The following is a 21,650-nucleotide window of genomic DNA, read 5'->3' on the forward strand; positions in this document are numbered from 1 at the left end:
CTAACCGCCACAGTAGGAGCCAACCCATGAAGTGGAGATACCAAGGAAGCCTCATAGCTTTCGCCCTGTAAATCCATCAGACGTTGTAACTGCTCACAGGAATGTTTCAGCTGAAAATACCGACCAAGGGATGTGGCAAAGCTCTGTGCCGGAGTTATAACTTTCCAGATGAGCATCATGGATGCAATCAAAGCTCCGGGGGTAATGGTACCCTGAAAAATAAGCCATATCCCAGTGCCAAGCACGGCCAAAGCTGTGAGAGATGAACCAAAACGGGAGAAAGCGCGTAATGCGGATGAAACCAGTGCGAACTTGCGGTTTGCAGCAGCCGATTGCAGCATTACACGGGAATATTTTTCTATCCATCGTTCCTCAAGCCCTACACCAATCAAGTCCTTAAGCTTATCTACCATATCCTGCTGCATGGCGCTGCGTTCAGCATTCAGCCGAGACGCACTGCGCATAGCTCTATCCTCAGCCATACTCATGAGAGGAATAAACAGCATATAAATAGTAAGAGAAACAATTGGCACAACCACGAGAAAACCACCCAAGTAGCCAATAGCAATCAAAAAAATAATAATGAAAGGAGCATCAAGTATGGTCATGGCAAAACGACCAGACACAAGTTCGCGAATGCGTTCCAGATCCCGCAAGCGTAAAATATGTGCATCTGTGCTGCTTTTTACAAGCACAGGCAACGGCAAACTAAGAATTTTATCCAGAGATTCGACGCCTGCCAGATAAGCAATACGTCCACCAGCGTATGTTAACAGTCGTGACCGCAGATTCCGGAAAAGAATACCGAACAGAACAACGATGAGCACACCACCGCCTAAATAAAACAATACTTCATGAGATTGAGCCGGAATAGCCCTGTCATAGACGTAGCGTGTAAAAAACGGGAGGGCCAAGCCTGCAAGGTTAATCATGAGGCTGGCAAAAAGTGCCCCCATAAGCTGAGGCCACATGCTGGAAATGGTCCACGAAGTCCATGAACTTTGAGGTGGCGGTGCAACCGGATTTACCGGCTCGAAGACGTGCAAAAGCAATCCGCTATTCGGCAACGAATCGTAGGGATGCAAACATGTAACTTTCTGGTCTTTAGATATATGAATGACAGGTGCAGAAATTGCCGGAGTTGCGCTGGCTTTTGTTACCTCAGTTTCATAACCAATTCTAGCCAGAACATCCCGAGTTGCCTCAAGATCAAGTTTTATAGTTGAGGGCAACGCTGCGATAAGTTCTTTCGCAGTGCCGTTCCAGAGCAACGCGCAAAGCAGTTCAAGAAGAGCTTCCTGAAAGGAATTTTCAAGCAGCTTTGCGTTCGTCAACACTGTTTCAAGATTATTTCTTACAGTGCTCTCTTCACCTTGAGCATACAGCGGCGGAGTAAAGGTATCTTCTATCATTATGCCGCCTCTGTTGTTTGGGAAGCAGGAGCTTGCTTCAGAGAATGCACGCGCCCGTTATCTCCGTCTTTATTTTCAGGGATACTGATGGCGCAAACGCCATGCAATGGCAGCAAATCGATATCAACGTCTTGAAGAAGGGAATCAGTAGGCAACAACAGTACAGTAACGCCTTCCACCTTAAGAACAAGATCAGCAAGAAGTTTTTTACCTGCGATATCAATACCTTCATCAGCTTCATTAAGCACCAGAATACGAGGAGAGTTAATAAGTGCCCGTACAATAGCTATCCTTTGTACAGCACCGATTTCCAATGGGCCTCCTATCATATCACCAATTTTAGTCCGGAATCCGTTGGGAAGCCTATGAATGAATGGGGTCAATCCTACAAGGTTTGACAATTCGAGAGCTCGCTTTTCGTATGCTGGCTCAAAAAGCGTTAAATTTTCAAGAATGGTTCCACGAAAAATCTGGCTACGTCTTGGCACAAAGGCAACGAATTTTCGATATGTATTTCGTGAATAGCTTGAAACAGGTAAGCCACCGACAAGCATTTCGCCGCTTTCCGGCTTGATACTGCCAATCATCAGCCCCAGAAAAAGCGGAATCAGCCCTCCGACTTCATCAACAACCTTTAACTTCTCCCCGTTAACAATAGACATATTAAAAACGAAGCGTTTACCACGACGGACAACAGTAACATCATTCATGACGATGGAACCATCCTGCAATTCTTCCCGCGACTGGCGTTCAAAAACCTGATCTTCCGGCAATGCCCATAACTCTTCAATACGTCCCTGAGCTACACGGGTTCGTTGCAATTGTGTCCAAAGCATCATCATAGAAACAATTGGCCCAAGACTTCGTCCAGCAAGAATAGTGCACGCAGCTAGACCGCCAGTAGTAAGTTCCCCGTTCATAACGAGTAACGCTCCAAAAACCACAGTGGCGATAGTTGTAAGGCTACCCAATAGTGCAACAAAATCTGCGACAAGGTTACTCAACCTATCCAGACGGGTGCGCTCAACAATAAGTTTTTGCGATTTGTCTCTAAAAATGCGTAAGGCGAGCTGTTCGCCCCCATGACTTTTTACGGATGATAACGTGTTGAGGATATTCGTCACATAGTTCATGCGATCATCCTCAGTTGCACTGGTACGTTGAAACGCAGACTTTAGCGCACGCCCCGCAACCATATTACATAAGATTGCAACTGCAAAAAGTGACAATGGGATGTAAACGATGGTATTGTTAATATACCAAATCGCCGCAAGAAAAAGGAAAGAGAAAGGCAAATCAAACAACACAAGCAACGTCTGACCGGAGTAGTGTTCTCGCAAACTCGCAAGATCACTTAGCCGCTGCTTCAGTGCGCCACTACCAAGGTTCATGGCAGCAGCAATATCTGAATTGAATAATTTTTTCCAAGCCTGAATGGCCGCAACGTACTCAAACGCTTCCACATGCAAAGAAAGCAAATAGGTTCGAAAAAAACGCAAAATGGCTTCCAGTACAAGCGCCACAATAGCTCCCAAGAAAAGCAGTGTAGCCGTACTGAATGCCTCATTGGGCAAAATTCTGTCATATATTTGCAAAAGAACGATAGGCACCGCAAGACTGAGGATATTAATCAGCAAGCTGATTAATATCACGTCATAATTGATGCCAAAACGAGGCTTTTTCATCCCCCTCCCCCTTTGGCGTAATTTGATATTCAAATAATGCTAGTTAGATATATCTAATTCATTCTTTGAATACACATGTCAACAAATATCTCTATCAACTTTGCCATCTGCGGATGACCTTTTTCACACGCAAGTGCTAACGGTGACATACAATCGTCGGACAAAAACTTGTTTGGTGAAACCATTCCGTGACCTAACAACTGATAAACAATTTCTATCTCGTTTTTCTGAACAAATTCATGTAATTAGGAACATACTGCAACATTTTTACAACAGAAGAACTCATATTTTTCTTACAGCGGAAAAATCTAATAACAGATGAGGTTCTGTCAATTTCTTTTCCTTAAGGTGTTTATGTCATATTATCACTACAAACTTTTACTGTTGTAGCTCGATATTGCAGTCTTCAGTCAACATAAAATTCATTCACTTATTCTCATAAAGAAAGTCCCAGCGGAAATGTTCGCTTTTTACGCGCTCATTTCTTCAGGGACTAAATTTCTAATACCTGTATTGAAACGCAAATATTTTCTGCAGACCTTACAATTGCGCCAGCGAAGTTGTATAGAAGCAGTAATAACGGTTCCTGTTTACACGTGCTTTTTAGCGGCTGATTTCAGGGTTCCATGTAGCGTAACAGTTGTTGCCTGCAAAAAATCTTTTCTAAATTCAGGGGGCACCTTCTTCGAAAGGCACATTTTTCATCTGTCTGTTTCAAAGTGAAACAGACAGATGGCAATATTCCAGTTGAACACTGATGAATTCTTATTTTTCTTCTTTAGCGGTGAATATATCGCTCGACTTACGGCTTTTCGCCACCCATTTCATTCCCACTTGCCCGTTCGTAATTAGAATACGTACGTTCATATAAAATTGCGTTTTTTGGCCACTATATGCATGGTGCAAACACCATTGCGGCTATCGGATTGAACATTAATAGCTGTGTAGTAGCTGCCACACAGCACGCAATAGTAATAAATATGATACGGTGACATATACAGGGAAGTTTTATTTTATTTACTTTCTTTCTAAAATTAATTGTTTAGTCCAACAGGATAAGTGCGGGCAGCGTATTATCAATTTTTAAATTCAATGTCAGAACAATAAAAAAGACCATGCAATAACATTGCATGGTCTTTTTGCGTTTTTACTAAAAATTAAAGTCAAAGGCCTAACATTCATCTTTTTTGTGCAGTATAGGAAAATAAAAAAGAATTTTTTAATGAGTAAAAACCAATTATTATACGACGCCCAAAAAGCACATCTGACTGGGTCGGGAAAAACAAAATACAACAATAAAGGGCAAGCGATGCAACTTGCTCGCCGACTTCATCAATTAGAGTATCGAGCAAGGCACTGGAAAAACATTACCAATCGGCACGTTGGCGCCGTCGTTGCTGACTGGCAACAACAAGGACTCGCAGTATCCACAATCAAGGCATATCTATCAAGTGTGAGACAAGTTTGTCGTGCATATGGAAACGACAAGATACATAAAAATAATAGTGAGTTTGGTGTAGGAAAACGCAGTTATATTCCAAAACAGTCAAAAGCTGCGCCTGAAATCGTCTATCGTGCTGTGCTGGATCAACTGCTTTCTGGGTCAGAACGGTTCCTACGAATTGGACACCAAATGAAAGTAATGCGCGAACTGGGTTTGCGTCCTGAAGAAGCGCGAAAAATGAATCCAAGAAACGCACTTCTTCCTGATGGTCGCATCTATATATCTGCAGGCACCAAAGGCGGCCGGGATCGTATCTTGCACGAACCTTCTCAAGAACAAATCAATGCAGTTAAAGCGTTGACGCCGTTCATCGGAAAAAACGGCAACAACTGGCCAGACAATGTATCCGAGGCGTCATGGGAAAAATATGTGTATAAGATCATCAGCCGAATGGGGCTATGTATTAGAGCATGTGGTGCTTCACTACACGGCCTACGCCATGATACGCCCAAAGCCGCTATTAGGAACTAACAAATCTTAAAGCTCCTTGCCTTTATTCAACCCCTGCAGACTATCGAAAAGCGGCATATGAAAAATACGGTGAAGACTGGCGGAGCACACATGATCGAGCCGTCAACATACTTGCCCATGAGCTAGGACACAATCGTAGCGAAGTGACAGCAAACTATCTTGGAACCATCCATGGATAATTTAGAGGTAAAAATAAATATGAAATCAATATCGTCCTATTGCATATAAGATATTTTGAAAGTCTTTTTCAATTAAAGAAAACAATTGACTACACCATAGCTAGCATCTCCCGTCCCCCCGCGGGAGCGTGGAAAGAGAAAGCTTGGGACCTGGTATCAGTCAAAGCAACTGGAATATCTAAAGCAGAAAGAATAGCAAAAATTATTAGCCAGATGAAAACAACAAAAGCCGTCTATCTTAGGATAGACGGCTTTTGCACAATTCAACGTAAGGCTGCTTCTTCTTAATTCAGTAAACTGGGAATGCAATTATCAGAAACCTACAGCCTACTCAGACAAGAAAAGCTGAAAACAAAGCGAAGGGGTAGAGAAATGAATGCTTAGACTCAACTACTCATACTTATTCATAGAAAGCATACGGAAAGGAAAACGAAAGCAGTGGAAAGAGGAAATACAAGAACAGAAAATAGAAATGGAAATAAAGGTAGAGAGAAAGGCGGGAGGCGAAGAAGTAAATGTGAATCAAGAAAAAAGGAAGAGCCAACCAAGCTCCACTCTACAGGCATCAACACTTTTTGACTTCATAGAATAGTTTGGCTTGCGGCGTACCGCCTTGGACCAAACCTCGCCCCCTACGGGAGCTCACGGCTTCGCCGCGGCTCTTATCGCCTGCGGGAAAGCAGGTTTAGTTATACAAACAGAAAAAGCCCGTTAGCTATAAAGCTAACGGGCTTTTTGAAATAAATCTTGGCAGCGACCTACTTTCCCACAGGCTCCCCTGCAGTATCATCGGCGATGGTTGGCTTGACTTCCGAGTTCGGAATGGGATCGGGTATACCCCAACCTCCATGGCCACCAAGAAAAATATGTCGGGTCAGCGCTTTGGAAAGGCGGTAATATTTACCTTACTGCCACGTCAAAGGACGAACCCTAAAATATTAATCTAATAGGGAGGAAAAGAATGATTTAGTGTAGAAAAATAAGGCTCACGGACTATTAGTACTGGTTAGCTGAAGGCATCACTGCCCTTACACACCCAGCCTATCAACCTGGTGGTCTACCAGGGTCCTTTAGCTCATAAATGAGAGGGAGATCTTATCTTAAGTGAGGCTTCCCGCTTAGATGCTTTCAGCGGTTATCCCTTCCGAACGTAGCTACTCAGCTATGCCGTTGGCACGACAACTGACCCACCAGAGGTTCGTTCACCCCGGTCCTCTCGTACTAGGGGCAACTCCTTTCAAATCTCCTACGCCCACAGCAGATAGGGACCAAACTGTCTCACGACGTTTTAAACCCAGCTCGCGTACCACTTTAAACGGCGAACAGCCGTACCCTTGGGACCTGCTTCAGCCCCAGGATGTGATGAGCCGACATCGAGGTGCCAAACCGCGCCGTCGATGTGAACTCTTGGGCGCGATCAGCCTGTTATCCCCGGCGTACCTTTTATCCAATGAGCGATGGCCCTTCCATGCGGAACCACCGGATCACTAACACCAACTTTCGTTCCTGCTCGAGATGTCTCTCTTACAGTCAAGCTCGCTTATGCGTTTGCACTCAACGACTGGTTTCCAATCAGTCTGAGCGAACCTTTGTATGCCTCCGTTACTCTTTAGGAGGCGACCGCCCCAGTCAAACTACCCACCAGACACTGTTTCCTAACCGGATAACGGTAGAGGATTAGAGCCTTAGACTAGCAAGGGTGGTATTTCAAGGTTGGCTCCACAAACACTGGCGTGCCTGCTTCAAAGCCTCCCACCTATCCTACACATGCTAGCCCAAAACCCAATGTCAAGCTATAGTAAAGGTGCACAGGGTCTTTCCGTCTTGCTGCGGGTACACGGCATTTTCACCGCGAATTCAATTTCACCGAGTCTGTAGTTGAGACAGTGCGGAGATCGTTACGCCATTCGTGCAGGTCGGAACTTACCCGACAAGGAATTTCGCTACCTTAGGACCGTTATAGTTACGGCCGCCGTTTACCGGGGCTTCGGTTCGCTGCTTCGCCGAAGCTAACAACTCCCCTTAACCTTCCGGCACCGGGCAGGCGTCAGTCCATATACGTCGTCTTACGACTTTGCATAGACCTATGTTTTTAGTAAACAGTCGCCACCGCCATTTCTCTGCGGCTCTCCGTTGCTTTGTTTCGCGAGGAAACTAACAACAAGGAGCACCCCTTATCCCGAAGTTACGGGGTCATTTTGCCGAATTCCTTAACTACAGTTCTCTCGAGCGCCTTGGATTACTCATCCCGCCCACCTGAGTCGGTTTGCGGTACGGTTTGCATAGACTAAACTTAGAAGCTTTTCTTGGAAGCATGGACTCAACACCTTACGTTCTTGCGAACTCCGCATCGTGTCTCAGGCATGTAGAGGTACGGATTTGCCTATACCTCAACCCTACGCACTTGCACTGGCTATTCCAACAGCCAGCGTGTCTATCCTACTCCGTCCCTCCATCGCACATCTATACAAGTACAGGAATATTAACCTGTTTCCCATCGACTACGCTTTTCAGCCTCGCCTTAGGGGCCGACTAACCCGGGGCAGATTACCTTTACCCCGGAAACCTTGGGCTTACGGCGGATGGGTTTCTCACCCATCTTATCGTTACTCATGTCAGCATAATCACTTCTCTACCGTCCAGCATGCTTCACAGCACACCTTCAACCAGTAGAGAACGCTCTCCTACCACCAGCACAAAGTGCTGATCCGAAGCTTCGGCACCATACTTAGCCCCGTTACATTTTCGGCGCAGAATCTCTAGACCAGTGAGCTATTACGCTTTCTTTAAAGGATGGCTGCTTCTAAGCCAACCTCCTGGCTGTCTAGGAAATTCCACCGCCTTTTCCACTGAGTATGGATTTGGAGGCCTTAGCTGTCGGTCTGGGCTGTTTCCCTTTCGACTACGGCCCTTCTCAGTCGCAGTCTGACTCCCGAGGATCATTTATACGGTATTCGGAGTTTGATAGGGTTTGGTAAGCTGGTGAGCCCCCTAGCCCTGTCAGTGCTCTACCCCCGTTAAACTACCTCGAGGCTATACCTCAATATATTTCGGAGAGAACCAGCTATCACCAGGTTTGATTGGCCTTTCACCCCTATCCACAAGTCATCCAAATCGTTTTCAACCGATACTGGTTCGGTCCTCCACTCAGTTTTACCTGAGCTTCAACCTGCTCATGGATAGATCACCTGGTTTCGGGTCTAATCCACTGTACTTGTCGCCCTTATCAGACTCGCTTTCGCTACGGCTCCACTTTCGCTTAACCTTGCACAGTAGATTAACTCGCTGACTCATTATGCAAAAGGCACGCGGTCACATCTCAAGGATGCTCCCACAGCTTGTAGGCAACTGGTTTCAGGTTCTATTTCACTCCCCTAACAGGGGTTCTTTTCACCTTTCCCTCACGGTACTGGTTCACTATCGGTCACTAGTTAGTACTTAGCCTTGGAAGATGGTCCTCCCAGATTCCCACGGAGTTTCTCGTGTTCCGCGGTACTCAGGAACAGTCAGTGTCATGTTCGACTTCAGGTACGGGACTTTCACCCTCTACGGTCAAGCTTCCCAGCTTGTTCCCCTATCTAATAATGAATCACTTGATGACTGCCCTACAACCCCGCCATGTCGAAACATGACGGTTTGGGCTATTCCCCGTTCGCTCGCCGCTACTAAGAGAGTCTCGTTTGATTTCCTTTCCTCGGGGTACTGAGATGTTTCACTTCCCCCGGTTAGCCTCTCTAAACCTATGTATTCAGTAAAGAGATAACGGGACATAACTCCCGCTGGGTTTCCCCATTCAGAAATCTATGGGTCAAAGGATGTTTGGCTCCTCACCATAGCATATCGCAGCCTACCACGTCTTTCATCGCCTTCTAGTGCCAAGGCATCCGCCAGTTGCCCTTAATAACTTATTTTTCTACGGACATTCTTTTCCGTCCCTATCGATTGTAAAAGAGCAGAAACCCGAAGGTTTCAGCCAAGTATAATACTTGGATTGTTACCACTACTTATCATTTAAGTAATGACCACTACCAAAAATTTACTTGTAAAAGAACTGTAAGCTGTTCCACCAAAATGGTGGAGGCGAACGGGATTGAACCGTTGACCCCCTGCGTGCAAGGCAGGTGCTCTCCCAGCTGAGCTACGCCCCCACTTGGGTAGATGGTGGGCCTGGGAAGATTTGAACTTCCGACCTCACGCTTATCAGGCGTGCGCTCTAACCAACTGAGCTACAGGCCCATTCAGCCTAATGACAAAAGAATCGCCTGCCGGCGGTACTTTAGTTACAGCAGTCTTCCTCATTAGGAAGTTGCTGTGTCATTTAGTTGTAAAGAGCATGCGACCATAAGTTGGTCAACGCAAAACTCTTTGCAATTAAATAGCGAATCGGATTTTTTTTCTTTAAAGGAGGTGATCCAGCCGCAGGTTCCCCTACGGCTACCTTGTTACGACTTCACCCCAATCATCAGCCCCACCGTAGACAGCTGCCTCCATTGCTGGTTAGCTCACTGGTTTCGGGTAGAACCAACTTTCGTGGTGTGACGGGCGGTGTGTACAAGGCCCGGGAACGCATTCACCCTGGCATGCTGATCCAGGATTACTAGCGATTCCGACTTCAAGGAGTCGAGTTGCAGACTCCTATCCGGACTGGGATGCACTTTATGGGATTAGCTCCACCTCACGGTATCGCAACCCTTTGTATGCACCATTGTAGTACGTGTGTAGCCCCAGGCGTAAGGGCCATGATGACTTGACGTCGTCCCCACCTTCCTCCCGGTTAACCCGGGCAGTCTCCCTAGAGTGCCCAACATTACTTGATGGCAACTAAGGATAGGGGTTGCGCTCGTTGCGGGACTTAACCCAACACCTCACGGCACGAGCTGACGACAGCCATGCAGCACCTGTCACTGCATTCCCCGAAGGGCACTGTCTAATTTCTAGGACATTCGCAGGATGTCAAGCCTGGGTAAGGTTCTTCGCGTTGCATCGAATTAAACCACATACTCCACCGCTTGTGCGGGCCCCCGTCAATTTCTTTGAGTTTCAGCCTTGCGACCGTACTCCCCAGGCGGGGTACTTAACGCGTTAACTACAGCACCGAAGGTCAAGCCTCCGACACTTAGTACCCATCGTTTACGGCGTGGACTACCAGGGTATCTAATCCTGTTTGCTCCCCACGCTTTCGCTCCTCAGTGTCAGTAATAGTCCAGGAAGTCGCCTTCGCCACCGGTGTTCCTTCTGATCTCTACGGATTTCACTCCTACACCAGAAATTCCACTTCCCTCTCCTATACTCTAGCGATGCAGTATCAAATGCAATTCCACGGTTGAGCCGTGGGCTTTCACATCTGACTTACAAAGCCACCTACGAGCGCTTTACGCCCAGTGATTCCGATTAACGCTTGCACCTTCAGTATTACCGCGGCTGCTGGCACTGAATTAGCCGGTGCTTCCTCTAGAGGTACCGTCAATTACTAAGAGTATTATTCCTAATAGGTTTCTTCCCTCTTGACAGGAGTTTACGATCCGAAAACCTTCATCCTCCACGCGGCGTCGCTGCGTCAGACTTTCGTCCATTGCGCAATATTCCCCACTGCTGCCTCCCGTAGGAGTCTGGGCCGTGTTCCAGTCCCAGTGTGGCAGGCCACCCTCTCAGGCCTGCTATTCATCGTTGCCACGGTAGGCCGTTACCCCACCGTCTAGCTAATGAAACGCGGACTCATCTACTGGCGAGAGCTTTCAAGAAGAGGCCCCCTTTCCCGTTTCCAGCGTATACGGTATTAGCAGTCGTTTCCAACTGTTGTCCCGTACCAATAGGTAGATTATCCACGCGTTACTCACCCGTGCGCCACTCTACTCGTCTCCGAAGAGACTTTCGCGTTCGACTTGCATGTGTTAGGCACGCCGCCAGCGTTCAATCTGAGCCAGAATCAAACTCTCCAGTTTAATAATTCTGTATTGAATTGTCCGTTACCGAAGCAACGAACAACGCTAGCTGATCTCTAAATCAATCCGATTCGCTATTTAATTGTCAAAGAGTTTCAAAGCGACGACAAAAGACCAGTTGTCTTCCGAGGTGCGAAAAGCGTTTTGCCTTATCTCACTTCGGGAGTCAACCTCTTTTTGAATTTAAATTCGAAGAAGTTGTCTTTCGATTTTGCGTCGTTAATTGAAAATGAACAATCTGCTTCGTTCCGACCCGTGCGGGCCGCTTCGTTGCAGCGAGAGAGGTTCTATGTAAACCAGTCCTCTTCGTCAACATGTTTTTGAGATTTTTTGAGTTCTTTTTATCGCATTGAAATTAACATGCTGTTTTAAATGGAAAACTATCTCCAATCTTTTTCATCACTTCTCTTCCCAAAATAGAAAAAGCGGAACGCCAGTACTGGCATTCCGCTTTTTTCTGTAATTTTAGCGCTTATTACAGCTCTGGAACCATTACTTCACCAGCTGAAACCATCTCTTCAATCTGTGCGACGTCTTTGTCACCACGACCGGACAGACATACTATCATGATCTGGTCTTTTTCCATCTGCGGTGCAATCTTCATAGCGTGTGCAAGTGCATGAGAAGATTCGATTGCCGGAATGATGCCTTCTGTACGGGAAAGTGCAAAGAATGCGTCCATTGCTTCCTTATCACTTATATATGCGTACTCAGCGCGACCTGCATCTTTAAGGAATGCATGCTCTGGTCCTACGCTTGGGTAATCAAGCCCAGCGGAGATTGAGTATACTTCTGCGGCTTCGCCATTTTCGTCTTTAAGCATGTAAGAGTTGAACCCGTGCATAATGCCCGGCTCGCCGAGACTTAATGAAGCTGCATGTTCACCATATTCAAGACCACGGCCTGCTGGTTCTACACCGATAAGGCGTACGTCTTTGTCTTCGATGAAATCTGCGAACATGCCGATTGCGTTTGAGCCGCCACCAACACAAGCAATACAGCAATCCGGAAGACGGCCTTCCTGATCAAGAACCTGACGCTTTGCTTCTTTACTTATGATGTGCTGGAATTCGCGAACGATTGTCGGATACGGATGTGGACCTACTGCTGAACCAAGAAGATAGAAGGTATCTTCTGAAGACTGCACCAGTTCTGCCAATGCTTCATCAACAGCTTCTTTCAAAGTTTTCTGACCGCTAGTTGCTGCTACAACCTTAGCGCCCATCATCTGCATACGGAATACGTTGAGCTTCTGACGTTCGATGTCTACTTCACCCATATAGATGGTACATTCCATACCCATGAGAGCAGCAGTTGCAGCAGTTGCTACACCGTGCTGTCCAGCACCGGTCTCAGCGATAATGCGCTTTTTACCCATACGCTTTGCAAGCAGAATCTGACCAATGGTGTTGTTAACTTTGTGTGCGCCAAGGTGGTTCAAATCTTCTCGTTTGAGATAGATTTTTGCGCCACCAAGTTTTTCGGTAAGGTTGGAACAAAGGTAGAGAGGTGTTTCACGACCAGAGAAGTGAGTTAAGTAGTAGTTGTACTCTTTGATGAACTCAGGATCGTCACGATATTTTTCAAAAGCTTCAGCAAGCTCTGTGAGTACAGGCTTTAATGGTTCCGGAACATACTGTCCGCCGTATTCTCCAAAAAAACCCGCTGCTGTAACTTCATTGTTCACTGCTGTAGACATAATAAGTCTCCTTGATATGTTACGGCAGTGCTTAGACCATAAAAAACCGCGGTCAGTTTGCACTACCGCGGTTTTAGTAAGTTCTACGTAAATTTTTACGCAGGCAACAACAATCCACGGCGCCTATTACAAGCGCCACCACCAATTGCGAAGAGAAAGAATTGAGGAATTGTTAGTTTTCTGCATAAACAAACTTTAAAGCCAGAACCTTTATTGTGTCAACAATTTTTGTTTTGAAAAGAACAAATCTAACCAGCACGTTTCATTAGCAGCCAAAGTGCATTAAGCGCCTGCTTTGTACCACCCTGATGGTCTTTCAACCATGTAGAAAAACGTTTCTGCACGGTTTCAGGCTTTGCGGTTCGTTTAAGAATACGCATGATCTGGTCAAATACACCATCGACATCATCCACAGAATACACCAACTTTTCGTCGATAATGCCTTCTGTCCATTGGAAGTTGTGATAGCTGGAGCCGATAACCGGCATTTTACCAAACGCAAGCGGCTCAAGAAAATTCTGACCACCCAAAGGAGCAAGGCTGCCGCCGACAAATACTGCGCGGGCAAGCTGGTATGCAAAACCAAGCTCACCAAAGGTGTCCCATAAAATAACAGTCCCCGGTGCTGGTGGTTCTGTGATCTGTGATCGAAGAACTATAGGCAGCTCTGCCCCGTTCAACATCATCTCCCACAATCCAACCCGTTCCATATGCCTTGGAAACAAAGCAATGCTTGTTTTTGGTCGGGCTTTTTTAAGGCGAATTACCAAATCAAGGATGTCTGCCTCTTCTTCTTCGCGAACAGAACCGAGAACGACAAGCGGAGTATTCTTCTTAATAACTTTGCCTACAAGCGGGTTTTTGCCTGTCGCTTTCTCAACAGAAACACTATCAAACTTAATGTTATTCATAGTGTACACGCCCTGTTCTCCAAAAAGTGCTGCATATCTGCGAGCATCCTTATCGGAAATGGCGTGGATCATTGTCGGTCGAATACGCTGCCAGAATCCGGCAGTAGCAAGGTATCCAGCCAAAGAGCGCGGATTCATACGGCCATTAAAGACCGCCACTGGAATATCACGTACAGCGCAGGCTGTCAGAAGTCCCGGCCACAGTTCTGTTTCGAGCAAAACCATTGCCTTCGGTGCCACCATTTCCACAGCACGCTCCATTATATGAGGCTGATCGTACGGGAAATAGTTTACAATGACATCGAGATAGCTTTTTTCTTTCGCTGCCCACTCTCTAGCTTTTTCCAATACTTCTATGCCCTGCTTAGTGCAGGAAGTAAGTAAGATGGTCATCTGCTGATCATCCGGCATCTCGCGTAGCATTTGCCATGCAAGATACGCCTCGCCACCAGAGGCTGCCTGAACCCAAACATGTGCTCGCTTTGACCAGCCATACGGTACAAGTCGCTGAGCCAGTCCATTTTTCAAACGTTTATTGCGATCAAGAACGGGGCGGGCAATACGCCATGCAGTTCCATAGACTGCAAGCATCATGTTGTGCGAGAATCCAAGGCTCATAGAAGCATCCTAAGTTTGAGAGTGAGTCCGCTAGCAAATCCTTCAAGCAAAGAAAATATACAGATGCACTGCAACACCCCGAAGCTGTGTATCATTATAATGGGTACACAGTTTCAAAGGCAATGCAGTGCATATTTAAACTATTTACCTTCGTCGAGGCCCAGTTCAATCAACCTTGCGATAAGGTCGTCAAAAGAAAGCCCGACTGCAGCTGCTTCCTGAGGAAGAAGACTTGTAGAAGTCATACCCGGCAGGGTGTTCACTTCCAGCAAATGCAAGCTGCCGTCTGGTGAGTAAATAAAGTCGGCGCGGCTATACCCACACAGGCCAAGAACCTTGTGAGCTTTAAGCGCAAAATGTTTAACCTGTGCGGTAATGGTATCCGGCAATGGAGCCGGACAAATTTCACGAGCTCCGCCCGGGCGGTATTTTGCTTCGTAGTCAAAAAATACTGATCCGTCAGCCGGTTCTATAAGAACTGGCGGAAGCGCAGAGTCACCCAGTACGCCGCAGGTAACTTCAACACCTTCAATCAATGGTTCAACAATTACCTGACTTTCAGTCGCAAACAGGGAGTCCAAAGAATCTGGAAGCTCTTCTGCATTTGCAACACGGGAAAGCCCTAAACTGGAACCACCGGTGTTTGACTTGATAAATAACGGATACGAGAATTTAGGGCGCCAATCTTTCGAAGGACGCTTCGCCAGAAATTCCCATTCAGGAGTCGGCAGACCGTTATCAAGAAAAACCTGTTTGGAAACTGACTTGTTCAGTGCAATAAAAGACCCTGTGGCGCGGCTGCCCTGAAACGGACAAGCAACGGATTCCAACAGCGCCTGTACCATGCCGTCCTCACCTGGAGAACCATGCAGGTTGATAAAAGCAAAGTCATGTCCCCGTGCGGCAGTAAGTAAGCCGTCTAGAGATAGCTGAGGATCAAAAAATGTAACGGTATGCCCAAGACGCAACAGCGCCTCATGGATGCCTTTTGCACCGTTCAGCGAAACTTCTCGTTCGCTAGACCAACCGCCCGCTATTAAAAGAATGTTCATGTAACGAAATTCCTAACTGTTCGGAAAAGGCCTGCTCAATTTGTTGTGCAAGCACCTTTGCCTTCATTATATTTGCAATAATCCTGTCTGTTTTTCCATATCGAACAACAAGATCGTCAAAGCGTTCATCAAGCGATACCACGCTATCGTGCATCACCCGTTTATCTGCGTAGATAATCGCCAAAGGCAAAAAACACAATTCAGAATCAACAGGCCAATCCCAATGCACGTGATGTAAAACGCCTTGAGCAACGTAAGGGTTTCCCGTTTCAGACAAAACTATTGAACCACCAATCCAGGCATGATCGCCACCAAATTCTATGGTGTACACTTTTGCGATGTCATGCAAAAGCGCGCTCGACGTGATGCTTTCTACAGAAACATCCAGTCCACGTTTCACGCCCAGTTCTGCCAAGGTGGTCGCCACATTCGCCACTTGTTCACTGTGCGCCCGAATATGCTCGGGCATCTTATATTTATCCCACAGTGCCGTGCACTCTGCATTAGTTGGAATATGCCACTTCGGATTCACAGGAAAACGATGAAAAGGAAGAGCTGCACGAAAAGCGCACTGCTTATGTTGAGAATCTGACGGTGACCGCATAAAAACCTCTATGTATCCGGCGAGATAATTTCAAAAAAAGACCGGCTTTCAACTTTTTGTAGCAAGTGGGTGCAAAAAAAGCAAAGGCAGCTTGCATAGGCTACTTTTTCCACCCCGTTGACACCATTTAACTGAAAGCGTAGCAGTATTCAGTGTGCGGATACCCTGCCGCGTCTATCCCTATGCTCCAACCATGTTAAGGATGTACACCATGAATGTATCTGATTCCTTTAAAGATCCAGAATTATGTAAAAAACTTCTGGAGCAGCTTCATAATGAGCTTGATGCTCCTCTTCGTTTTATGGAAGTCTGCGGCACGCATACTGTAGCTATTTTTCAAAGCGGACTGCGACCTTTACTGCCTAAAGAAATCGTCCACCTTTCCGGCCCCGGCTGTCCTGTATGTGTAACACACGAAAGTGAAGTTGCGGCATTCCTCGATCTTGCTGGAAAAGATGGTGTTATTCTAGCCACCTTCGGCGATCTCATGCGTGTACCAGGTCCAAAAGGACGTAACCTGAAGCTTGCACAAGCAGAGGGCGCACGAATCGAAATCGTCTACTCTCCGCTGGACGCGCTCAAACTTGCTCAAAACAACCCGAACGACACCGTCGTATTCCTCGGAGTTGGATTTGAGACCACAGCACCTACTATTGCTGCTTCCATCATGATGGCAAAACAGCAAAATATTAAAAATTTCAAGGTACTCTCATTCCATAAAATGGTTCCGCCAGCACTCAAGGTTCTGCTCGAAGATCCAGAATGTGCAGTCGATGCATTCCTCTTACCGGGACATGTATCAACAATTCTTGGCATGGAACCATACCACTTTGTAGCTGAGACCTACAATACACCGGGTGTCATCACCGGATTTGATCCTGTAGATATTCTTCAATCTCTACTCATTATGGTAGAACAGCGCAAAACTGGTAAAGCATCTATTGTTAACCAATACAAACGCGCAGTATCAGATTCCGGCAACGCCAAAGCACGCGAAATTATGTTCTCAGTATTTAAAGTAGCAGAAGCACAATGGCGCGGCGTTGGCACAATCCCAGACAGTGGCCTTATCTTTAAAGACGAGTACGAAGAATTTGACGCGCTGAAAGCGCTCGATATTACACTGAGAGACGTTCCACAAACTCCCGGGTGTAAATGTGGTGAGGTGCTTAAAGGGAAAATGCAGCCAAACGAATGTCCATTATTCGCAAAGGCATGCACCCCTGCAAAACCGGTAGGCCCTTGCATGGTTTCCACAGAAGGCAGCTGTGCAGCTTACTTCAAATATCAGGTGACAGCATAATCATGAGCGAATCTACACTTCTTCTCGATCACGGAAGCGGGGGCATGGCCTCCAACCGCCTCATTGGCGACCTTTTTTTCAAGCATTTTGGCAACCCGATTCTTAATGAGATGAACGACGCTGCCCTGCTGAACATCACCGGCCCCATCACCATGAGTACCGACAGCTACACTGTCGATCCGATTTTTTTCCCCGGCGGTAACATCGGCACCCTCGCAGTGCATGGCACCGTTAACGACGTAGCAATGCTCGGCGCTAAACCACGGTACCTTTCCTGCGGCTTCATCCTTGAAGAAGGGCTCGACATGAGCACGCTGGAAAAAATCGTTATCGAAATGGCAGAAGCCGCTAAAGAAGCCGATGTACTCATCGTCACCGGCGACACAAAAGTTGTACCGCGTGGCTGCGTCGACAAAATTTTCATCAACACCACCGGCATCGGTGAACTCATTCTTCCAGAAGCAACCTCCGGCGCACACGCCAAACCAGGCGACGCCATCCTTGTTTCAGGAACCATGGGTGACCACGGTCTCACCGTCCTCTCCAACCGAGAAGGACTGAACTTTGCCACCGATGTAAAGAGTGACTCCGCGCCGCTCAACCACATCGTCGCAGCGCTCATCAATGAAATTGGTGACATCCATGTTCTCCGTGACCCGACTCGTGGTGGACTGGCAACTACCCTCAACGAAATCGCAGGGCAGTCAAACGTCACCATCAACGTCGTTGAAAGCCAAGTGCCCGTTCGTGAATCCGTTCGCAACGGTTGCTCCTTCCTCGGTCTCGATCCGTTCTATCTCGCAAACGAAGGCAAGCTCATCTGCATTCTTCCTCAAGAAAAAGCAGAAGCAGCGTTAACCCTCATGCGATCATTGAAATATGGTGAAGAAGCCGTGCAAGTAGGCACTGTGCTTGATCCAGAAAATGCACCAGGCAAGCCCGGACAGGTCGTTCTCGAAACACCTCTCGGTGGACACCGATTACTCAACATGCTCGAAGGTGAACAACTTCCGCGTATTTGCTAATTGTAACTAGCCGTCGGCGATGCTTATCAGCAGGATGCCTTCGGCGAACCTGCGGTGCTTTTGTCTCCGACGGCCAGAGAACCTTTTTGAAAAAAGGCTTCTCTGGACTCTCCAAAAACTTTTATTTACGAGCTTAGCCCGTTTTTCACATTACCTCGCGGCTTATGCTCCACCACCTTTCTGTAACAAAAAAAGGCTGTCCTAATTAATTAGGACAGCCTTTTTACTATGCTAGGGAAAGGTAATGAAAATTAAGCCGCGTGAAAGAATAAACAACAAACGGAACTCGCAATAACTTCGCGGTCAAGGGGGCGTCCCCCTTGCGGGTGCAGGGCAGAGCCCTTGCCCCTCGGAGAGTCGCCGAAGGCAAAACGTCCTAGACTCGCCGAAGGCTACCCAACTCAAAAGTAAAATTACCAGTCAATTTCAGGCTGACTGTGCTCACGAAGCCAATTGTTTGTAAGAATAAAATGATTGCAGCCAAAAAACCCACGTGATGCTGAAAGCGGTGACGGGTGCACGGCTTCGAGGACGCAGTGGTTGTTGTTTGCAATGAGAGGCCTTTTGTCTTGTGCATGTTTCCCCCAAAGGAGGAACACTAGATTTTTGCGTTTGCGACTTATGGCCTTGATAATATCGTCTGTCACAGCGCTCCAACCAAGCTTTGCGTGTGATGCGGCTTGGCCTTCCTGAACTGTCAGGGTCGCGTTTAAAAGAAGAACGCCTTGCTCTGCCCAGCGTGTGAGGTTTGTAGAAACGTCACGTTTTGTTCCGCCGTGAAATTCTGCATCAATCTCTTTAAAGATATTGCGAAGCGACGGTGGAAACTTGGCACCTTCGGGTACGGAGAAAGACAAACCATGCGCTTGGCCTGCACCGTGATATGGATCCTGTCCAAGGATTACCACACGCACATCTTCAAACGGCACAGCTTGTAGCGCGGAAAAGACATTCTCTTCTGCGGGAAACACTGTGGTCGTTTCTCTTAACGCTGCCACTTTTTGCAAAATACGTTCATGCCTGCCCTCTTTAAAATACGGCACAGCTTCACACCAATCTTGCGGAATCATGACTTTCTCCTCTCTTGCTATAAAAAAGACGGACAGGTCTCCCCATCCGTCTCATTCTTTATACTAAATATCAGCACCTTGCACGCGACTAACTTTATATCCCACCGTAACAAGCATTCCCTTAATCGGGGTTAAGGGGGGAATCCCCCCTTGCGGGGGTGTAGGGGGCAGAGCCCGCCTACCCGTCGGAGACAAAAGCGTCGCAGACAAGCTACGCTTCAGGCGCATCCTCAAGACCGAGTAACGCGGTAGCGAAATCGGCACCATTGAACGGCCTGAGATCTTCCATTTTTTCACCAAGACCGATGTAGGTAATCGGAATATTAAATTCCATTGCGATTGCTACAACGATGCCACCTTTTGCGGTGCCATCAAGCTTGGTGAGAATGATTTCATCAAGCTTCGCAACTTCGTTAAACAACTTTGTCTGTGACAATGCGTTCTGACCGGTTGTTGCGTCGATGGTGAGAATTGTACGATGCGGCGCACCTTCGTGTTTTTTACCGAGTACGTTGCGGATTTTCTGCAACTCGTCCATCAAACCAACTTTGGTCTGAAGACGTCCTGCGGTATCAATAAACAGCAGGTCGTAACCACCTTCAACAGCTCTTTCTACGGCTTCGTACGCTACTGCTGCCGGATCAGAGTTTGCAGCTTTTGCATGAAGATCAGCGCCGATGCGGTCTGCCCATACTTGCATCTGCTCGATTGCGGCTGCACGGAAGGTATCGCCTGCGGCAATAAGTACTTTTTTGCCCTGAAGCTGTGCACGGTATGCAAGCTTGGCAATGGTTGTGGTTTTACCCACGCCGTTAACACCAACCATGAGGATAACCTCCGGCATATTAACAGCAGTAATGCGAGGACCTGTTTTGAAGATTTCTTCCAGTTCTTCGCGCATAAATTCTTTAAATTTGGCAGGATCTTTTGTGTCTGCCTTACGCACACGCTCACGAAGACGCCCAACAAGCTTCATTGTCGGTTCAAAACCAACATCAGACATGATGAGAATTTCTTCAAACTCTTCCCAGAAAGATTCATCAATTTCTGAGTGTGTTGCAAGCAATCCGTCAATCTGTTTTGTAATCTGCTCTCGAGTCTTGGAAAGACCTTCGGAAAGCTTCAGGAACAGTCGGGAGCGTTCATCGTCTTCATCTTCAAGATCAAGAGCGAGTGCTAATCTATACTGAAGTTCAGACCGGAAATCGCTGACATAGTCATATTCCATGTCATCAAGCCAATCTGCAAACTTGCTAATAAATTCTTCAGCTTCATTTTTCGGAGCATCGAGTGCGTCAAAGAAGAAACGTAAGCGATCCCAAAGCGGGTCGCCAACTTCTTCGATACCGTCGAGAACAAGCTCAAGCCAGATGGAAAGCTTTGGCTCTGCACCGCGAAGAGAAACAGTAAGATCTTTCTGCCATTGAGGCTGATCGTCTGTAATTACTGTTGCGGCTTCTGTCTGTGTTGGCTCCATAGGCGCAGCAACTGGTGCTGAAACAGGAGTGGTAACTGGTGCGACCGGCGCAACAGGTTCAGGAGTCGGTTCCGGTGCTACTTCTGGAGCAGGCGCGGCTGTCACTTCAGGTTCAACCTGAGCCTCTACAGCTTCGGCTACTTCTACAGCTGGTTCAGCTTCTTTATGGATAAACTCAGGCTCAAGAACAATTTCTGCCTCTACGCTTGCTGGAGCTTCAACAGGCGCTTCCTGAACAGGTTCTTCTGACTCTGAAACCACTTCTTCCACAGCAGGTTCTGGCACTTCGACAACAGGCGCTGCTTCAGGCTGCACTTCTTCTACGTGCAGTTCTTGTGACGCAGGCTCCTCAGCTATCGGTTCAGTACTCTCTGATTCTTCCGCAACAGCTTCTACAGCACTGTCCGGTGCTTCCTGTTCTGCTGGCTTAGTAGAATCGTCAGTTGTCCAAAGTCGTTTCAGTTTAGAAAAGAACCCCATAGTCCATCCTTTACATACCAGAGATAAAATTCTCTGTTGTTTTTATCTTATATACGAATCGGAATACTTTGCTCATTACTGCGTTAGAGTCAAGTCGCCAAAGGTCTCGGGGATTTTTTTATACCTTTTTTAAACATTTTCACACTATTCTCATCCCCAATTATACGCACTACGACCCTTAAAGCATATCTGCGTATGTTTATTGACTATCTGTACTA

11 protein-coding genes, 2 tRNA genes, 3 rRNA genes and 1 pseudogene are annotated in these 21,650 nt (G+C 47.0%); 4 read left to right on the top strand and 13 right to left on the bottom strand.

Going from position 1 to position 21,650, the window contains the following annotated elements; translation table 11 throughout:
* Positions 1-179 precede the first annotated feature (179 nt).
* Positions 180-1,412: pseudogene (locus ACZ5V1_RS13605) on the bottom strand (ABC transporter transmembrane domain-containing protein); the annotation flags it as partial.
* Positions 1,412-3,097, bottom strand: a complete 1,686-nt coding sequence (locus ACZ5V1_RS13610; protein ID WP_464389308.1) for an ABC transporter transmembrane domain-containing protein — start codon at positions 3,095-3,097, stop codon at positions 1,412-1,414. The gene ACZ5V1_RS13610 and the pseudogene ACZ5V1_RS13605, both read right to left, overlap by 1 nt.
* A gap of 1,222 nt (positions 3,098-4,319) precedes the next feature.
* On the opposite strand from ACZ5V1_RS13610, the gene ACZ5V1_RS13615 reads away from it, so the two are divergent.
* Together ACZ5V1_RS13615 and ACZ5V1_RS13620 are read left to right on the top strand one after the other, a co-directional pair.
* Positions 4,320-5,072 carry a phage integrase N-terminal domain-containing protein gene (locus ACZ5V1_RS13615; protein WP_464389309.1) on the top strand — a complete coding sequence of 251 codons (753 nt, stop codon included), beginning with the start codon at positions 4,320-4,322 and terminating at the stop codon, positions 5,070-5,072.
* A 555-nt stretch (positions 5,073-5,627) separates the two neighbouring features.
* On the top strand, positions 5,628-5,843 hold the full coding sequence (locus ACZ5V1_RS13620) for a hypothetical protein (RefSeq protein WP_464389310.1): 216 nt from the start codon (positions 5,628-5,630) through the stop codon (positions 5,841-5,843).
* Positions 5,844-5,996: 153 nt separating this feature from the next.
* Here the strand turns inward: ACZ5V1_RS13620 and rrf are convergent.
* From rrf to ACZ5V1_RS13665, 9 genes are all read right to left on the bottom strand, one after another.
* Positions 5,997-6,111 (bottom strand): 5S ribosomal RNA (gene rrf / locus ACZ5V1_RS13625).
* Positions 6,112-6,226: 115 nt separating this feature from the next.
* Positions 6,227-9,162: ribosomal RNA gene (locus ACZ5V1_RS13630) — 23S ribosomal RNA — on the bottom strand.
* A 161-nt stretch (positions 9,163-9,323) separates the two neighbouring features.
* A tRNA-Ala gene (locus tag ACZ5V1_RS13635) sits at positions 9,324-9,399 on the bottom strand.
* Positions 9,400-9,410: 11 nt separating this feature from the next.
* Positions 9,411-9,487: transfer RNA gene (locus ACZ5V1_RS13640), tRNA-Ile, on the bottom strand.
* Between the two features lie 164 nt (positions 9,488-9,651).
* Positions 9,652-11,193: ribosomal RNA gene (locus tag ACZ5V1_RS13645) — 16S ribosomal RNA — on the bottom strand.
* The 16S, 23S and 5S rRNA genes sit together here with 2 tRNA genes alongside, the layout of an rRNA operon.
* 475 nt (positions 11,194-11,668) lie before the next feature.
* Positions 11,669-12,892, bottom strand: a complete 1,224-nt coding sequence (trpB, locus tag ACZ5V1_RS13650; RefSeq protein WP_464389311.1) for a tryptophan synthase subunit beta — start codon at positions 12,890-12,892, stop codon at positions 11,669-11,671.
* 248 nt (positions 12,893-13,140) lie between these two features.
* On the bottom strand, positions 13,141-14,421 hold the full coding sequence (locus ACZ5V1_RS13655; RefSeq protein ID WP_464389312.1) for a 3-deoxy-D-manno-octulosonic acid transferase: 1,281 nt from the start codon (positions 14,419-14,421) through the stop codon (positions 13,141-13,143).
* Positions 14,422-14,561: 140 nt separating this feature from the next.
* The gene (locus tag ACZ5V1_RS13660; RefSeq protein ID WP_464389313.1) at positions 14,562-15,473 is read right to left on the bottom strand and encodes a D-alanine--D-alanine ligase family protein; all 912 of its coding nucleotides are present in this window, start codon (positions 15,471-15,473) and stop codon (positions 14,562-14,564) included.
* Positions 15,439-16,077 carry an HD domain-containing protein gene (locus tag ACZ5V1_RS13665; protein ID WP_464389314.1) on the bottom strand — a complete coding sequence of 213 codons (639 nt, stop codon included), beginning with the start codon at positions 16,075-16,077 and terminating at the stop codon, positions 15,439-15,441. Before ACZ5V1_RS13665 ends, ACZ5V1_RS13660 begins: the two co-directional genes overlap by 35 nt.
* A 211-nt stretch (positions 16,078-16,288) precedes the next feature.
* Here ACZ5V1_RS13665 and hypD point away from each other — a divergent pair, with 211 nt between their 5' ends.
* Complete coding sequence (hypD, locus tag ACZ5V1_RS13670) at positions 16,289-17,380, top strand: hydrogenase formation protein HypD (protein WP_464389315.1); 1,092 nt, start codon at positions 16,289-16,291, stop codon at positions 17,378-17,380.
* A 2-nt stretch (positions 17,381-17,382) separates the two neighbouring features.
* Positions 17,383-18,405, top strand: coding sequence for a hydrogenase expression/formation protein HypE (gene hypE / locus ACZ5V1_RS13675; RefSeq protein ID WP_464389316.1), 1,023 nt, complete (start codon positions 17,383-17,385; stop codon positions 18,403-18,405).
* 413 nt (positions 18,406-18,818) lie between these two features.
* Here hypE and ung read toward each other — a convergent pair whose 3' ends face one another.
* Complete coding sequence (gene ung, locus ACZ5V1_RS13680; RefSeq protein WP_464389317.1) at positions 18,819-19,475, bottom strand: uracil-DNA glycosylase; 657 nt, start codon at positions 19,473-19,475, stop codon at positions 18,819-18,821.
* Between the two features lie 211 nt (positions 19,476-19,686).
* Positions 19,687-21,432 carry a signal recognition particle-docking protein FtsY gene (gene ftsY, locus ACZ5V1_RS13685; protein ID WP_464389318.1) on the bottom strand — a complete coding sequence of 582 codons (1,746 nt, stop codon included), beginning with the start codon at positions 21,430-21,432 and terminating at the stop codon, positions 19,687-19,689.
* Between the last annotated feature and the right edge of the window lie 218 nt (positions 21,433-21,650).

The organism is Halodesulfovibrio oceani subsp. galateae (assembly GCF_055397225.1).

Excerpts from the sequence above, each read along its gene's own strand:
- ACZ5V1_RS13615 (WP_464389309.1), top strand. The coding sequence starts at position 4,320 with ATGAGTAAAAACCAATTATTATACGACGCCCAAAAAGCACATCTGACT.
- ACZ5V1_RS13610 (WP_464389308.1), bottom strand. The coding sequence starts at position 3,097 with ATGAAAAAGCCTCGTTTTGGCATCAATTATGACGTGATATTAATCAGC.
- ung (WP_464389317.1), bottom strand. The coding sequence starts at position 19,475 with ATGATTCCGCAAGATTGGTGTGAAGCTGTGCCGTATTTTAAAGAGGGC.
- hypD (WP_464389315.1), top strand. The coding sequence starts at position 16,289 with ATGAATGTATCTGATTCCTTTAAAGATCCAGAATTATGTAAAAAACTT.
- trpB (WP_464389311.1), bottom strand. The coding sequence starts at position 12,892 with ATGTCTACAGCAGTGAACAATGAAGTTACAGCAGCGGGTTTTTTTGGA.
- ACZ5V1_RS13620 (WP_464389310.1), top strand. The coding sequence starts at position 5,628 with ATGCTTAGACTCAACTACTCATACTTATTCATAGAAAGCATACGGAAA.
- ACZ5V1_RS13655 (WP_464389312.1), bottom strand. The coding sequence starts at position 14,421 with ATGAGCCTTGGATTCTCGCACAACATGATGCTTGCAGTCTATGGAACT.
- ACZ5V1_RS13665 (WP_464389314.1), bottom strand. The coding sequence starts at position 16,077 with ATGCGGTCACCGTCAGATTCTCAACATAAGCAGTGCGCTTTTCGTGCA.
- hypE (WP_464389316.1), top strand. The coding sequence starts at position 17,383 with ATGAGCGAATCTACACTTCTTCTCGATCACGGAAGCGGGGGCATGGCC.
- ftsY (WP_464389318.1), bottom strand. The coding sequence starts at position 21,432 with ATGGGGTTCTTTTCTAAACTGAAACGACTTTGGACAACTGACGATTCT.
- ACZ5V1_RS13660 (WP_464389313.1), bottom strand. The coding sequence starts at position 15,473 with ATGAACATTCTTTTAATAGCGGGCGGTTGGTCTAGCGAACGAGAAGTT.